The following is a 14,835-nucleotide window of genomic DNA, read 5'->3' on the forward strand; positions in this document are numbered from 1 at the left end:
AAACATTATTCTACCATTTTATTCTGTTGGCAACGATTATGCAACCGCTAATTTGTGAATTATTTGTTTACCCGGTTCTTTACCAGCACTTGCTGCATTTGCCCAGTCCCTGACTGATTGCCTGCGCCTCTGTGATCTGTGTTGCCTTATCAGGATTCATATTTCCGCAATTATTAATGCTGTGATACTTTGATCCTGTTGCAGATTTCCAGACCATTAATGTATCTGAGCCACCTGAACCTGATCCAGTGTCATTCGTTACACTTCCACTTGCATCTGATCCTGACGACATACTTTCATTTTCCGAACCTGTATTTCCGAAATCTGCAATACCATCACCTGCCGAAACAGTGCTCTTTTCTGTCTCAACAGATTCATCCGATGTAACAGCCGCTTTCTGCCCGGATGAATCCGTACTGTCACTCTGCACGGCTGCATCTGCCAAAAGACTGCTGTCACCGGTCGCATAATCGATTTCCACATCCGGCTGTACATTATAACAATATACATTAAAAAGGATTCCTTCCCCTTTATCCTCCACAGATTCCGCTTCGATCTGCACTCCACTGGCAAGCAGATTATCACCCTCAAAAACAGGTGTCACACGGTACATCACATGGTTTCCGGTCTCTTTCACATAATCCGCCACCATATTTTCAAACGGCAGCATACCATCCACATTTAAGTAACGTGTACCCGTGATCAGATTCTTTGTATTCGCATTTTCACCCGAAAGCTGGTATCCGATCAGATGACAACGGTTATACAGATATTTTCCATCTACAACATCATATTTTACAGTATGCCATCCGGTAGGTTTTACTGCCCCGATATTTCCGCGTTCTTCCGTTGGCATCAGATCGGTTCCAATACATGCATACACGACACCACAACGGCCAAGATCGTCTAAGTCACTGTAATATTCATAAGATGATACTGATAGATCCGTTTCCCGGAAGTACGGTACATTGTCATTGATCTCAACATATGGTTTTCCGGAATAAGCCGGAATATCAGATGCTAAGATCGTTACCTCTGTTGATGGCTGAGTCTGCACCGCTATGGTCTGTTCTGTCTCAGTCTCTGTTTCACTTTCGGTTTCTGTTTCACTTTCAGTTTCTTCCGTTACAATTTCCGGAATTCCGGGTTCCTGTTTTTCCGTTTCCTGGATCTTAGCCTGTTTATTTACAGACTCTTCTATCGCCACCACGGATTCTGTTGACAATTCCGCAGTCTGACCGGCCGGGTTGCTCCCCGTAGGGATCATACTGCAAAATACGAAAAACAAAACACCCAGCAGTACGGGTCTTAAAACTTTGCTTTTCGGAAGTTTTTTCCATATTTTTCTGACAGGTTTTACCGGCAATGATGCAATACCAAGCAGGAACATCAAAACAGCCCCTGGATGAAATCCATATACCGGCAGACATAACATGCAAAAAACTGCAAAAATCCAATTAAATATCTTCATGTTTCCACTCCTCTAACGTAATTTTTTTATGTGAACTCCCCTCAAATTCAGAAACAGATATCATTTTCCACTCATTCTGTAACATTGAAATATCCAGATATATATCTGCAGGATAACTTCTGTTCCATCTGAAAAGAAAAATTCTTTTTATCTTATTCTGATATTCTGTCAATGGAAGATTTTCCACAAAACAAAAATCAGAGTCTTCTGCCTTCTTCAAAAATTCATCATCCACTATAATATTATCCGGCAAAGGATTTTCAAATTGTCTGGCAGTATAATGATTGATCCAGAGTCTTTCCCCCTGTACTAATTCTATCAGGTGTTTTCTCAGCAGCTTATCCTGACTCTGCCTGCGCCTGTTAAACATCATTCCCATGTTATCATCTACAGCTACACATACATTCAATTTTTTCACTTCCTTATTTTGATCCCGATCACCCATAAAAACAAAAAGACCAAGAGGAAACTTACCGTTCCACCCTTGATCTTCCTGTATCCCGTAAGGATTAGTCCTGAGGGATGATTTCTTTTTTGTTGTAAGAGCCACAGTTTTTACATACTCTATGAGGCATCATTAACTCTCCACATTTGCTGCATTTTACTAATGCCGGAGCAGTCATTTTCCAGTTTGCTCTTCTTTTATCTCTTCTTCCTTTGGAAGATTTATTCTTTGGACAAATTGACATATTCTCACACCTCCTTAAATTTGTTAAAGACATCTTGGATTGCTGCCATTCTTGGATCCAGTTCTGTTCTCTGGCAGTTGCATTCCCCTTTGTTCAGGTTCATTCCGCACACTTTGCAAATTCCTTTGCAATCATCCCTGCACAGAACTTTCATCGGCCAGTTCACCAAAATCTCTCCATAGATAAGTCTATCTATATCCAGATTAAATCCAATCAGGTAGTCATTATCTTCCACATCTTCATCATGAACAACAGAATCTTCTAATTTGATATCCTTGTCAATCGAAAAGTGGATATCTGTCGGAACTTCCTCCAGACAACGGCTGCACGGAATCGATACACGCAGATCAACATCACCCTGGATAAGCAGCCGCTTGTTCTCCCGGTTTGCGATATGCAGTTCTATCGGTGCTGCACTGATAATAGGAAATTCCCCTAACTTTGATACAAAAGACGCAAGTTCGATCTGAACCTGTTTCGTTTCTTCCTTGTTCTCACAAGATAAAATGTCTGAAATATCTATAATCACGGCATTCTCCTATATCTTTTTTTGTGAATCAAACCTTTTATCTAGGCTTTTCACACCTAAATGATTATACATAGTGAAAACAGGTTTGTCAAGTATTTTTTCTTGACAACCCTGTTTTTTTATCTTCGCGAATCTGCTGCTATTTACACATGTGCAGTCAGCAACGATTTCAGCCCATAAAAATGCGTTGTCTCTGCCTATTTTACAAGTGCAACCGTCTCTCTTGCGATTGCAAGCTCCTCGTTGGTCGGGATCACACAGACTTTTACTTTGGAATCTGCTGTGGAGATCACTTTTTCCTCTCCGTGTACTTCGTTTGCCTGTGCATCTACTGTAATTCCAAGATATCCAAGATACTCAAGTACCTTTGCTCTGACGATCGTTGTATTTTCTCCGATACCTGCAGTAAATGCAATCGCATCCACACCATTCATTGCTGCCACATATGCACCGATATATTTTGCAACACGGTAGCAAAATACGTCGATAGCACCGATTGCAAGCTCATTTCCTTCATTGGCTGCAGCCTCAAGATCACGGAAATCACTTGATAATTTTGATAATCCCTGTACACCTGACTTTTTATTCAAAACATTCATGACACCTTCGATATCTAAGTTCTCTTTCTTTGCAATGAACTCCATGATTGCCGGATCAATATCGCCGGAACGTGTTCCCATAACAAGTCCCTCTAAAGGTGTAAGACCCATGGATGTATCTACACACTCACCATTTAATACGGCACTGATAGAAGCACCATTTCCAAGATGAGCCACAATGATCTTAGAATTTTTCAGATCCATTCCAAGGAATTCAGCAGTACGTTTTGATACAAAACTGTGGCTGGTTCCATGGAAGCCATATCTTCTTACTTTGTACTTTTCATAGTATTCGTATGGAAGACCATAAAGGAATGCTTTCTTTGGCATTGTCTGATGGAATGCTGTATCAAATACACCTACCATCGGCACGTCTGGCATCAGCTCTTTACATGCATCGATACCGATCAGGTTTGCCGGGTTGTGAAGCGGTGCAAGGTCATTACACTCTTCGATTGCTTTTAATACTTCTGGTGTTAAGACGGTAGAAGAAGCAAACTTCTCTCCACCATGTACCACACGGTGACCTACTGCATCGATTTCAGCAAGGCTCTTGATCGCACCAGTTTTCTCATTTACCAGTGCATCAAGTACCATCTGGATTGCCTGTTTGTGTGTCGGCATTGCTGCTTCTGTGATCTCTTTGTCTGATCCGGTCTTCTGGTATACCAGTCTACCGTCAATACCGATTCTCTCGCAAAGTCCTTTTGCTAATACTGCTTCACTGTCAGAATCGATAAGCTGATATTTCAGTGAAGAACTTCCGCAGTTTACTACTAAAACGTTCATATTTTCCTCCCATGCCCTGCCTGCTTTTTAACGGCAGCTTTCTTTTCTTAAATGATAAATGGGCAGTCCGACTGATACGAACCGCATATAATTTTAGTATACGCCTCTAACTCTGTTCGCACAAGGTATTTAAAGTGAGATTTTTTGTACAAAATGAAAAACAGGTTGACAGAATTTTAACGTTATTTTTTTAACAAATACCATTCTTTCACATTTGCGAAAAAAAACTGTATATGGTAGTCTTTAATCAGAATATTATTCACAAAAATGTTCTTTAATTTTTTTGAATGGAGAACCTTATGAAAGTTATCGGAATCATTGCAGAATATAACCCTTTCCACAACGGACATGCCTACCAGATCGCCAGACTCAAACAAAAAACAAATGCCGACTTTGTCATCGTCGCCATGAGCGGTGACTTTGTCCAGCGTGGTGCCCCTGCCATTGTCGATAAATACTGCAGGGCCAAAATGGCTCTCTCATGCGGCGTGGATCTTGTCATAGAGCTTCCGACCGTCTGGTCAGTCTCCTCTGCAGAAGATTTTGCCATGGCAGGCGTTACCCTTTTCGATAAAATAAACTGTATTGATGGAATCTGTTTTGGAGCAGAGTCTGACAACCTTCCTTTGCTTAAGATCATTGCAGATATTCTCGCAGAGGAACCGGATACTTATAAATCTGCACTTGCTTACTATTTAAAAAAAGGTATGACATTTCCATCTGCACGGGTTGCTGCACTGACAGATTATTTTAAGAATAACCTCCAAATTTTTTATTCTTGTACAGAAGAGATTTCTTCTATTGTAAATTATTCCATAGAGTCACTTATTTCCACATTAAGTACTCCAAATAATATCCTTGCGATCGAATATCTAAAGGCTCTGAAACGCCGCAATTCTGTCATGACTCCGATCCTGATCCCACGTGCCGGTAGCGGATATCATGACACTGCCATACATGCTCCTTCCGGAAAATTATACTTTTCCGAAGATGAGCAGCACTCCCAGCCAACAGCATCGGCTTCTGCGATCCGGACTGCAATTTCTGATTTTATGACAGCAGATAAGTCACCGGTTTCCCTTTGTGAAATTGCCATTTCCATGCCAGAACCTGCTTTTACGTTGTTTCAAAATGAGATTCTATCCGGCAGTTTTCTTAACGCAGATGATTTTTCATCGATTCTCGGTTACCGTATCTTGTCATGTAATAAAGAAGATCTGCTTGATATTTCTGACATGACACCGGAAATTGCAAACCGCATACTAAAAAATAAATATCAGTTTTCCTCTTTTACACAATTTAGTGAAAAAAACAAGAGCCGTGATATTACCTATACACGGATGAGCCGGATTCTTATGCATCTTCTCCTGCGGATAACTGACGCAGATGTAAAACGATATAAAGAAGCTGATTATATCCCTTACCTGCGCATACTCGGTTTTCGCAAAGATTCTGCTGATCTGCTCTCTGTTTTGAAAAAAAACGTGACTGTGCCTGTCATATCAAAACTTTCCAAATCCCTGCACACTTTTGACGGCACCGCAAAATACATGTTAGAGGAGGATATTTTTGCTGCAGAACTCTATGAACAGCAAAAAGCAGGAAAAACAAAAGATTGTTTTTCCTGCCCTGAATGCAGTAAGCAGATTATCCGCATCTGATCAATGATGGAACAGACGGATTCCGGTAAATGCCATTGCCATATTGTATTTGTTACATGTCTCGATAACATTGTCATCACGGATAGATCCACCCGGCTGTGCCACATATGCCACACCGCTTCTATGTGCACGCTCGATGTTATCTCCAAATGGGAAGAATGCGTCTGAACCAAGTGAAACATTCGTATTTTTATCTAACCAGGCGCGTTTTTCTTCTGCGGTAAATACCTCCGGTTTTACTTTAAAGATATTTTCCCATGCACCGTCAGCTAAAACATCCATATAATCCTCGCCGATATAAAGATCGATCGCATTGTCTCTGTCGGCACGTCCGATCTTATCGAGGAACTGAAGTCCCAATACTTTTGGAGACTGACGCAGCCACCAGTTGTCAGCTTTCTGTCCTGCAAGTCTGGTACAGTGGATACGTGACTGCTGTCCCGCACCGATACCGATTGCCTGTCCGTCTTTGACATAACATACGGAGTTGGACTGTGTGTATTTCAAAGTGATCATAGCGATTGCAAGATCTCTTTTTGCAGCATCCGGGATTTCTTTATTTTCAGTTACCACATTGTCAAAAAAGTGCTCATCGATCACTAATTCATTTCTTCCCTGTTCAAAGGTAATACCAAATACTTCTTTGTGCTCGACCTTTGCCGGCACATAATCCGGATCGATCTGAATTACATTATAATTGCCTTTTTTCTTTGCCTTTAAGATCTCTAATGCCTCATCTGTATAGCCTGGTGCGATCACACCATCAGAAACTTCTCTTTTGATGATCATTGCGGTCGCCTTATCACAGACATCCGATAAAGAAATAAAATCACCAAAAGAAGACATACGGTCTGCACCTCTTGCTCTTGCATATGCATTTGCCAGCGGAGTAAACTCCATATCCATATCATCTACCCAGTAGATCTTACGTTCCACGTCACTGAGTGGAAGTCCCACTGCTGCACCAGCCGGTGATACATGTTTAAAAGATGTAGCTGCCGGAAGTCCGGTTGCCTTTTTTAACTCACTGACTAACTGCCAGCCGTTAAATGCATCTAAAAAGTTGATATAACCTGGTTTTCCGTTTAATACCTGGATTGGCAGCTCACCATTTTCCATATAGATTCTGGATGGTTTCTGATTTGGGTTACAGCCATATTTTAATTCTAATTCTTTCATGGGTTCTCCTTTACTTATTTTTATTTATGATTCTGCTCTCATATTTTCCGGTCTCAATATCAATATAGCGGACAAATAAAGAAACCTTGTTATCCTCATTGAGATTTTCCCATACAAATGATGTAAATGTATCAATATCACCCTCGATCGCAACCGGTGTCGGCTCTCCCTCAAAACTTGGAAGCGGATTACCGTCCCCCATATAAGTATGGATAAAATGTGCTTCACCTGCTGTGGGATTCTCATATGCAAATGTATAGCGGTTGCAGGAGGATGGATCCCCGTTGTTGCTCTTTAAAATAGACATCGCATAGTTGAATTTACCGTTTTCAATATGCATGATACCGGAAATTCTAGGTGTATAATTTGGTGCATCCGGCTCAAATTCTCTTGTGCGCAGTGCCTGTTCAAAAGTCTGCTGCTTATCCATCAGTTCATAGATCGTATCTGTCTGATCTCCGTTTGTCACGATCGTTTTATTGCCAAGCACACGGACAGGCGCATAGATGATCAGGCTCGGATCTGTCAGTTTAGAAGGATCAAACGCCTGTGTACGGATACCCTCGCCATCCTCAACAAACACACGGTTACGGCTGTTCTCGCTTCTGCCCATAATAAAATAAGCTGTAATAGCGTGTTTTCCGTCTGCAGATTTTCCGATAATGATTCCTCTTCCAGGATAGGAATTGCCTGAAAGTTCATTCTTTAATGACATTTTCTCCATGATATCCTCCAATTCTTGCGCTGTTTTGCTCTTTTTATTTATCTTATCATTTTGATCCTGTTTTTACAATTATTAGCGTCATGAATTTATTTACTTAATTTTATAAGTTATATTAATATATTATATGAAATATTATTTCATTCGCCCGCTGTCTCCATGTATGTTCCCGGACAGCTTTCCCGTATCCTCTTTCTGCAATTTCCATACACGCGTCCGGTTTTTGCAAAAGCTCATTTACAAGCTCCGGCAGTTCTTCTCTTTTTTCCAGCGAATAATAAACCAGATCTTTTTTATCTGTAAAATTTTCCTTTAGATACCTGCTGTCATCAGTCAGTGAAAGTGTATGCTGTAACATCGCTGTAAATACCCGGTCATGTGCTCCGTCTTTAAACCAGGGCATGATGTTCAACGAAATCTTAGCATCCGCTATCGCCTCTGCGCAGGTCACAGAATCCACCTCCCTGCCATTTTTTATAATGTAATCCTGATTTTCGCAGTCAAGTTTCTCCCAGTTTGCTCCAAATACATGCACTGGGATTTTATGCTCTGCAAGGCATTTTATGATCTCCCCCCGAAAATAACTCCGCATACATATATCAATAAAAACCATTCCCGCAAACGCTGCACGAAGCTCCTCTTCCGGCACTTCTCCTAAATCCCTTCTGATATGTGTCTCTAACATCTGATCGACCGATACCGCAGGATGCACTTTCATATCTTCCATGATCTCATAATAAAACGTCCGGTACTCTACGCCCTGTCTGTCGATTTCCCGGTAAAGGTGTTCCACCGGCGTATAGTTTCCGGTAAAAACAATATCATATTTCCGATTCTGATACGGTATATTTTTAAGTTCCCATTTTTTTCCGTTCTGCTTTTTAATGCAGTTTCCCGCCAATGGCAGAAAATCCACCTGCAATGCCGGATAAAACCGCTTCATATATATCACATGATCCCTGTCAATACAAAAGATCCGCATATCAGACACCGGAGGTCCTGCCAGTTTCGAATGATAATATAACGGATGATCCACCAGAATATTGATGCATGCTATCCCATGATTTTCCCAGATATAACGTCCGTTTTCCTCAATAAAAATCTCTTCCCCGGAAAGTCCTATAAAGTTGAACGTACAAAGCCATGTTTCCCCGGCTTTTACAAACCGGCTGATACCATCCACTGTATTTACCAAATCATCGTAATCCACAAAATAAGTATCATAACCCAGCTCCTGAAATGCTGCTGCTAACTGTTCCGAGAAATATCCTAACGTTTCTACCGCGTTTTTTATAAAAATTATTTTCATACTTTTATACTTCCACCTCTTTTTCATTCACAGGATACAATTTCCCATGAATCAAAAAATCCTGCCCCGGACAGGTATTTTTGCATCGTATGCTAATCCCTGACGCAGAGCAGGCTCTATATTACAATCCTGATCGCAATTTAATCTTATTTACTTTTCTCACGCCTGTGAACGATCCCATTCATTTTTTTAAGATCAGTTTTTAAAGCTGTGGATCGGTGCCGGGATTCTTCCGGTACGGTTGATAAAGTCATCACAGGAATATTTATTAACCGGCATGATCGGCGCATAACCAAACAGACCACCGAACTCTACCGTATCGCCAACACCTTTGCCGATTACCGGGATCAGACGTGCCGCTGTTGTTTTCTGGTTTACCATACCAAGAGCCATCTCATCTGCGATCATACCGGAGATCGTAGTTGCCTTTGTATCACCTGGAATGGCAATCATATCAAGTCCTACTGAGCAGACACAGGTCATTGCCTCTAATTTTTCCAGAGTGATCGCACCTGCCTGTACGGAATCGATCATTCCCTGATCCTCACTGACAGGGATAAAAGCACCACTTAAGCCGCCGACATAAGACGATGCCATGACACCACCCTTTTTAACCTGATCATTTAACATGGCGAGTGCCGCGGTTGTACCAGGTGCACCGGCATATTCCAGACCGATCTCACAGAGAATATCTGCAACGGAATCACCGATTGCCGGAGTTGGTGCAAGGGAAAGGTCAATGATACCAAACGGAATCGAGAGACGTCTGGATGCCTCCTGCGCAACCAACTGTCCGACTCTTGTTACCTTAAACGCTGTCTTTTTGATCGTTTCACAGAGTACTTCAAAATTCTCGCCACGTACCTTTTCAAGTGCTGTCTTTACAACACCCGGTCCGCTGACTCCGACATTGATCACTGCGTCCGCCTCTGTCACACCATGAAAAGCTCCTGCCATAAATGGATTGTCATCCGGTGCATTGCAGAATACGACCAGTTTCATGCAGTCCACAGAATCACGGTCTTTTGAACGCTCAGCAACTTCCAGTAAAATCTCTCCCATCAGACGCACTGCATCCATATTGATACCAGTCTTTGTGGAAGCAAGGTTTACGGAACTGCAGACACGATTCGTCCGGCAGAGTGCCATCGGGATGGAACGTATCAGCATCTCATCCGCTTTTGTCATGCCTTTTGACACCAGTGCAGAATATCCGCCGATCAGATCAGCACCGATTGCTTCCGCTGCACGATCCATGGTATCTGCGATCGTCGCAAAATCTTCCGGTGTCTTGCAGGCTGCTCCACCGATCAGTGCGATCGGAGTAACAGAAATACGCTTATTGACAATCGGTATACCATATTCTGCCTCGATCTCCCCTGCAACTTTTGCAAGATCTTTTGCAACGGATGTGATACGGTTATAAATATTTTCATTTAATTTTTTCAGATCAGAATCAATGCATGAAAGCAGGCTGATACCGATCGTAATGGTGCGGACATCAAGATTTTCGTGTTCCACCATGTTGTTGGTCTCGTTTACTTCAAATATATTAATCATTGCTGCTTTCCTCTCTAAATACGATGCATTTTTTCAAAAATCTCAGCTTTCTGGCACTTGATGGATACACCGATCTGTTCACCAATCCCGTCAAGATCTTTCTGACAATCCACAAATGATCTGGTGGATCTGTTCATGTCAACGATCATCATCATATTGAAATATCCGGAAACGATCGTCTGTGAAATATCAAGTACATTCACACCATTTTCGGAAAGATAAGTACATACTTTTGCAATGATACCAACGGTATCCTTACCCACTACTGTAATAATTGTCTTGTCTGCTGTGTTCTCCATCTCTGCTCTCCTCACTTTTCTGCTTTACTAAATCAGTGCAAATATTATGGATAATCATATCATATGTGATTTATAATTTCCACTGTTAAATGTGTTGGAATTTATAAATTTTTCTACTAAATGTCATTAGAAATATTATTTTTTAAAAAACGATACGCTCTGACGGCTCATCCCGTTTTGCCACATACATCGGAAAATCATCACCTTTATAAGGGTTCTCTCCCATTGTTACCTCCAGCCGGACTGTCTCATATGCAAGCTCTGCATAATTATTTTCCTTGCTGAGATGGCCTAAAATAACCGTATTGAAATGATCATGAAGTACTTCTCCTAAAAGCTGACCAGAGAGTTCATTAGAAAGATGTCCCTTTTCCCCAAGAATCCTCTGTTTTAACTGATAAGGATAACTGCCGACCTGCAGCATATGTACATCATGATTTGCCTCTAATAAAAGTACATCCAGATTTTTTATTTTATGAATGATATTTTCATCATAAGTGCCAAGATCAGTTACTACCGCAGCTGTTTTTTCCTCATTTTTTATTTTGTAGGCGACCGGATCTGCCGCATCATGTGAGATTGAGATCGGTTCGATCAAGAGATCTCCGATTTCAAAGGGCTGTTCCGGCGTTATTGCATGAAATAAAGATTCATCTATTTTTCCGACAGACTTTGTATTCAAAATTGCATCTATCGTACCTTCCGTGGCATAGATCGGAAGCCCGTAACGCCTGGCAATGACGCCCAGTCCAGATATATGATCGATATGTTCATGTGTTACGAGAACGCCTTTCATTTCTTCCGTTTTCAGATCAATTGAATTGAGTCCGTTTTCAATCCGTTTTCCACTGATTCCCGCATCGATAAGTACATGACAGTCATCAGATCCGACACAGATACAGTTTCCGCTGCTACCGCTTGCTATACTGCATAATTCCATTGCTTTAATTCTCTTTCCATCTAAGTTCGATCGTATCTCCGGCCTTTAATACTGCAGAATACGATGCATTCTCACCATTTAGATTGGTAATGATTGCCCTGCCGTTTGAAGCTGTGAGATCAAATTCGTAAAAATCAAAAATATCTACAAATATATACTGTGGTTTTCCGGTAAGTTTTACCGGCTGACCATTGATATATACTAATACCGCGTTGCCATCTTCCGGTTTTTCATCCGTGTTCTGTACACTCTGTACTTCTGTCTGTTCTGTTACATTTTCAGCTGTATCTTCTGCTGCAGCGTCTGGCACTGAATCTGACTGGGACGCTTCTGCATTCACTGTGTTCTCATCTGTTGCCGCAGCTGCATTCCCGACATTCACTGTGGCTTCATCTGACGCAGCCATGCTGTCTGATCCTGCCGTATTTTCTTCTGATGCAGTAACATTGTCTGTTCCCTCTGTGCTGTCTGCATTTACCTGATCTTCATCTGGTGCGGCAGCATCATCTGTCCGCGCTGTACTCTCCTTTGCACTGCTGTCATCATGCGAAACTGCTGCATCTGCGCTATCCTGTGCCTCTGTCTCTGTCTTTGGCTCTACAATATCCGGTATCTCTTCTTCTTTGTATTCCCCGACAGTCGGTGTCTTTACTTCTTCCTGCTCTAACGGCTGGAATGATGGTTTACCATAAGAACGCACGGTCCACTCGATCGTGAAGTTTTCATAGATCAGGGAATCGAGTGTTGCACGACGATTATTTACTAAGATCACATGCTCAACATTCACTTCCACATCCATAAATTCTGCAAGCTGTCCTACTGTGTAGAAACTTCTGGTCTCCACCTGGTCTCCCTCTTTGATCTGATAGGAAGGCAGCTCTAAATTACCGTTGACCTCTAAGAACTTCGGACATCTTATCACATTTCCATTGACTACAAATGCCACGTAATCAGAAGTATATTCCTCTAACTGATCTAACGTGCAGGATGCCGGCTTTCCCACTGTGGACGGCTCAATTATGATCTCACAGTTAGGCTCTAAGGCGGCATTCAGGTTTGTCGGCCGGTCATTCATATAAACTGCTGCCGACTCGCCCTGTTCTCCGCGGATGATACGTTTTGCACCGTTTACAAAAAAGTTAAGTTCCGATCCCCTCTTCGGGAAAAGATCCTCGTTCGGGAAACCTGCCTGCAATGCGGCATCCACGATCGTTAATCCCTCATTATCATATAATTTAAGCCGCTCACCATTGAAACGCACCATGATAAATCCATTTCTCTGCTCATAATAATTAAGGCAGATTCCGATCGGTGTTACAAGCAGCGGATCTTTCTTGATATCCTGCTGTTCAAAAACAACTTCCTGCAGTACCTCTTCGCCACGCAGTGCCACACGCACGTCCGGAAGATCTAATTTCTCTGCAAGCATTTTTGTGTAACCATGGATCTTACCACCGCCACCAACGATAAACGCTGCACTGACCGTCTGATCACCATTCAATTCTTTGATCTTGGCAGCTACTGCGGTTGTCATCTCATCCACTACGGGTTTAGTCAGCTCCCATACCTCTTTTGCCGGAATCGTATGCTCGATCAGCATGATATCTTTATAGGTGATCTCATCCTCTGTTGTGCTCTGCAATTTGATATATTCGGCAGTTTTAAAATCAACCAGATAATTCTGCACGATCAGTTCTGTCAGTTCATCTCCTGCAAGAGGAATCATACCGTATGCAATAATGCTTCCGTCTTTCGTAATGGAAATATCGGATGTTCCCGCTCCAATATCGACCAGTGCGATATTAAGCAGACGATAGCTTTCAGGGATTGCAACATTAATAGCAGCAATAGGCTCCAATGTCAGATTTGCTACTTCAAGTCCTGCCTGATTTACCGCCGCATAAAGTCCGTCCACTACATCCTCCGGCAGAAATGTTACGATAATATCTTCGCCGATACGGTCTGCTTTATGTGATTCAATGTTTGAAAATGGCTCATCATTCAAAAAATATCTGACCACTGAATATCCCACACAGTAAAATTTGTAATTGGTATCATTCATCTCCTGTAAAATTTTCTGTGCCTTTTCAATTCCAAGCAGATCAAGTGTATGTATATCTTCTCCGGTGACTACGCTTTCCTCCGGATAATCGTAACTGATACTTGTTGTAACCGTCTTAAGCACACGTCCTGCGGCAGCAATACATACTTCTGTCAGGGTTTTTCCGATCTGTTTTTCCAACTGTTCTTTTACTTTTCTTATCGTCCCTGATACACGTCCGATATCATGGATCTGTCCATCTAACATCGCTCTTGTATCATGCTGCATGATATACTGTGCAGTTACGATAAACTGATCCTCTGTACGGTAACCTACAGTTCCAACTACATTTCTTGTACCAATGTCAAGTCCGAACACCAATGACTGTTCCATGTCTTTTCCGTCACTCATCTGCAGTATCTCCTACTCGTTCTCCATATTTGTGATTGCCAAATCAATCTGCTTTCTTGCTTCTTCCACCGTTCCGTTATTATCGATCACCACTTTACAATACTTCCGGTAAACAGATTCCTCTAACTGACTGTCAAAAATCTGCTGTACTTTCTGCATGGAATATCCGCGCGATCTCATAAGGCGTTCTTTTCTTATATCCTCTCTGGTATAAATATACCAAAGTTCGTCACAAATTTCATCATAATGTTCTTCAATCAAAAGTGCCGCCTCTAAAACAAGAATCTTAAGTTCTCCCTTTTCCCGCTCTGCTTCTGCAACAGTTCTGATGTATCTCTTGACTGCAGGATGCACGATTCCATTTAAAGTTTCTCTTTTTCCCTCATCGGAAAAAATAACTGCTGCTAACTTTTTCCGGTCAAACGAACCATCCTCTGACCAGATATCTTCATTCCGGAATCTGTCTTTTAATTTCTGATAACAATCTGTTCCCGGAAGCATCAGTTCGTGTGCGATTTCATCCGCCAGCATGACTTTTACGCCGTCTTTTGTTTCAAGATAATGAAGTATTTCTGATTTTCCCGCACCGACACCGCCGGTAATTCCTATAAATTTCATCTGTTCTGTGCTCCCCGAA

13 protein-coding genes and 1 pseudogene are annotated in these 14,835 nt (G+C 41.8%); 1 reads left to right on the forward strand and 13 read right to left on the reverse strand.

The annotated features are described in order from the left end of the window. Window positions 1-450 precede the first annotated feature (450 nt). From ACDD58_RS04455 to ACDD58_RS04475, 5 genes and pseudogenes are all read right to left on the reverse strand, one after another. Window positions 451-1,141 (reverse strand): annotated as a pseudogene (locus tag ACDD58_RS04455) (DNA/RNA non-specific endonuclease); the annotation flags it as partial. 316 nt (window positions 1,142-1,457) lie between these two features. Beyond that, entirely contained in the window at window positions 1,458-1,880 is a 423-nt protein-coding gene (locus tag ACDD58_RS04460; RefSeq protein ID WP_370776047.1) for a ribonuclease Z, read from the reverse strand. A 100-nt stretch (window positions 1,881-1,980) separates the two neighbouring features. After that, window positions 1,981-2,160 (reverse strand): 50S ribosomal protein L32, encoded by a 180-nt coding sequence (rpmF, locus tag ACDD58_RS04465; protein WP_006858546.1) that lies wholly within the window; start codon window positions 2,158-2,160, stop codon window positions 1,981-1,983. Window positions 2,161-2,164: 4 nt separating this feature from the next. Further along, window positions 2,165-2,689: a DUF177 domain-containing protein gene (locus tag ACDD58_RS04470; RefSeq protein WP_182002514.1), complete on the reverse strand. Its 525-nt coding sequence runs from the start codon at window positions 2,687-2,689 to the stop codon at window positions 2,165-2,167. A gap of 197 nt (window positions 2,690-2,886) precedes the next feature. Then, the gene (locus ACDD58_RS04475) at window positions 2,887-4,077 is read right to left on the reverse strand and encodes an acetate kinase (RefSeq protein WP_117919744.1); all 1,191 of its coding nucleotides are present in this window, start codon (window positions 4,075-4,077) and stop codon (window positions 2,887-2,889) included. Window positions 4,078-4,376: 299 nt separating this feature from the next. Here ACDD58_RS04475 and ACDD58_RS04480 point away from each other — a divergent pair, with 299 nt between their 5' ends. Further along, on the forward strand, window positions 4,377-5,738 hold the full coding sequence (locus ACDD58_RS04480; protein WP_370776050.1) for a nucleotidyltransferase family protein: 1,362 nt from the start codon (window positions 4,377-4,379) through the stop codon (window positions 5,736-5,738). Here the strand turns inward: ACDD58_RS04480 and ACDD58_RS04485 are convergent, their stop codons facing one another. The 8 genes from ACDD58_RS04485 to coaE form a co-directional block, all read right to left on the reverse strand. Further along, window positions 5,739-6,917 carry a phosphoribosylaminoimidazolecarboxamide formyltransferase gene (locus ACDD58_RS04485; protein ID WP_117919748.1) on the reverse strand — a complete coding sequence of 393 codons (1,179 nt, stop codon included), beginning with the start codon at window positions 6,915-6,917 and terminating at the stop codon, window positions 5,739-5,741. Window positions 6,918-6,927: 10 nt separating this feature from the next. Then, entirely contained in the window at window positions 6,928-7,641 is a 714-nt protein-coding gene (locus ACDD58_RS04490) for an IMP cyclohydrolase (protein WP_117919750.1), read from the reverse strand. Window positions 7,642-7,753: 112 nt separating this feature from the next. After that, entirely contained in the window at window positions 7,754-8,947 is a 1,194-nt protein-coding gene (locus ACDD58_RS04495; protein WP_370776055.1) for a glycosyltransferase, read from the reverse strand. 195 nt (window positions 8,948-9,142) lie between these two features. Next, window positions 9,143-10,507 carry a PFL family protein gene (locus ACDD58_RS04500; protein ID WP_117919752.1) on the reverse strand — a complete coding sequence of 455 codons (1,365 nt, stop codon included), beginning with the start codon at window positions 10,505-10,507 and terminating at the stop codon, window positions 9,143-9,145. Between the two features lie 14 nt (window positions 10,508-10,521). Beyond that, window positions 10,522-10,806 (reverse strand): ACT domain-containing protein, encoded by a 285-nt coding sequence (locus ACDD58_RS04505; protein ID WP_117919754.1) that lies wholly within the window; start codon window positions 10,804-10,806, stop codon window positions 10,522-10,524. Between the two features lie 142 nt (window positions 10,807-10,948). Beyond that, a complete protein-coding gene (locus ACDD58_RS04510) occupies window positions 10,949-11,746 on the reverse strand; it encodes an MBL fold metallo-hydrolase (protein WP_117919756.1) in 798 nt (265 codons plus the stop codon). 4 nt (window positions 11,747-11,750) lie between these two features. After that, the gene (pilM, locus tag ACDD58_RS04515; protein WP_370776059.1) at window positions 11,751-14,198 is read right to left on the reverse strand and encodes a pilus assembly protein PilM; all 2,448 of its coding nucleotides are present in this window, start codon (window positions 14,196-14,198) and stop codon (window positions 11,751-11,753) included. A 12-nt stretch (window positions 14,199-14,210) separates the two neighbouring features. After that, the gene (coaE, locus tag ACDD58_RS04520) at window positions 14,211-14,816 is read right to left on the reverse strand and encodes a dephospho-CoA kinase (RefSeq protein WP_118209632.1); all 606 of its coding nucleotides are present in this window, start codon (window positions 14,814-14,816) and stop codon (window positions 14,211-14,213) included. Between the last annotated feature and the right edge of the window lie 19 nt (window positions 14,817-14,835).

Source organism: Roseburia sp., from assembly GCF_041325975.1.
Taxonomy (GTDB): domain Bacteria; phylum Bacillota; class Clostridia; order Lachnospirales; family Lachnospiraceae; genus Roseburia; species Roseburia rectibacter.

What these genes read in the sequence shown, in the direction of transcription:
- ACDD58_RS04510 (WP_117919756.1), bottom strand. Translation starts at nt 11,746, where the DNA reads ATGGAATTATGCAGTATAGCAAGCGGTAGCAGCGGAAACTGTATCTGT.
- pilM (WP_370776059.1), bottom strand. Translation starts at nt 14,198, where the DNA reads ATGAGTGACGGAAAAGACATGGAACAGTCATTGGTGTTCGGACTTGAC.
- ACDD58_RS04480 (WP_370776050.1), top strand. Translation starts at nt 4,377, where the DNA reads ATGAAAGTTATCGGAATCATTGCAGAATATAACCCTTTCCACAACGGA.
- ACDD58_RS04495 (WP_370776055.1), bottom strand. Translation starts at nt 8,947, where the DNA reads ATGAAAATAATTTTTATAAAAAACGCGGTAGAAACGTTAGGATATTTC.
- ACDD58_RS04475 (WP_117919744.1), bottom strand. Translation starts at nt 4,077, where the DNA reads ATGAACGTTTTAGTAGTAAACTGCGGAAGTTCTTCACTGAAATATCAG.
- ACDD58_RS04490 (WP_117919750.1), bottom strand. Translation starts at nt 7,641, where the DNA reads ATGGAGAAAATGTCATTAAAGAATGAACTTTCAGGCAATTCCTATCCT.
- ACDD58_RS04505 (WP_117919754.1), bottom strand. Translation starts at nt 10,806, where the DNA reads ATGGAGAACACAGCAGACAAGACAATTATTACAGTAGTGGGTAAGGAT.
- ACDD58_RS04500 (WP_117919752.1), bottom strand. Translation starts at nt 10,507, where the DNA reads ATGATTAATATATTTGAAGTAAACGAGACCAACAACATGGTGGAACAC.
- rpmF (WP_006858546.1), bottom strand. Translation starts at nt 2,160, where the DNA reads ATGTCAATTTGTCCAAAGAATAAATCTTCCAAAGGAAGAAGAGATAAA.
- coaE (WP_118209632.1), bottom strand. Translation starts at nt 14,816, where the DNA reads ATGAAATTTATAGGAATTACCGGCGGTGTCGGTGCGGGAAAATCAGAA.
- ACDD58_RS04485 (WP_117919748.1), bottom strand. Translation starts at nt 6,917, where the DNA reads ATGAAAGAATTAGAATTAAAATATGGCTGTAACCCAAATCAGAAACCA.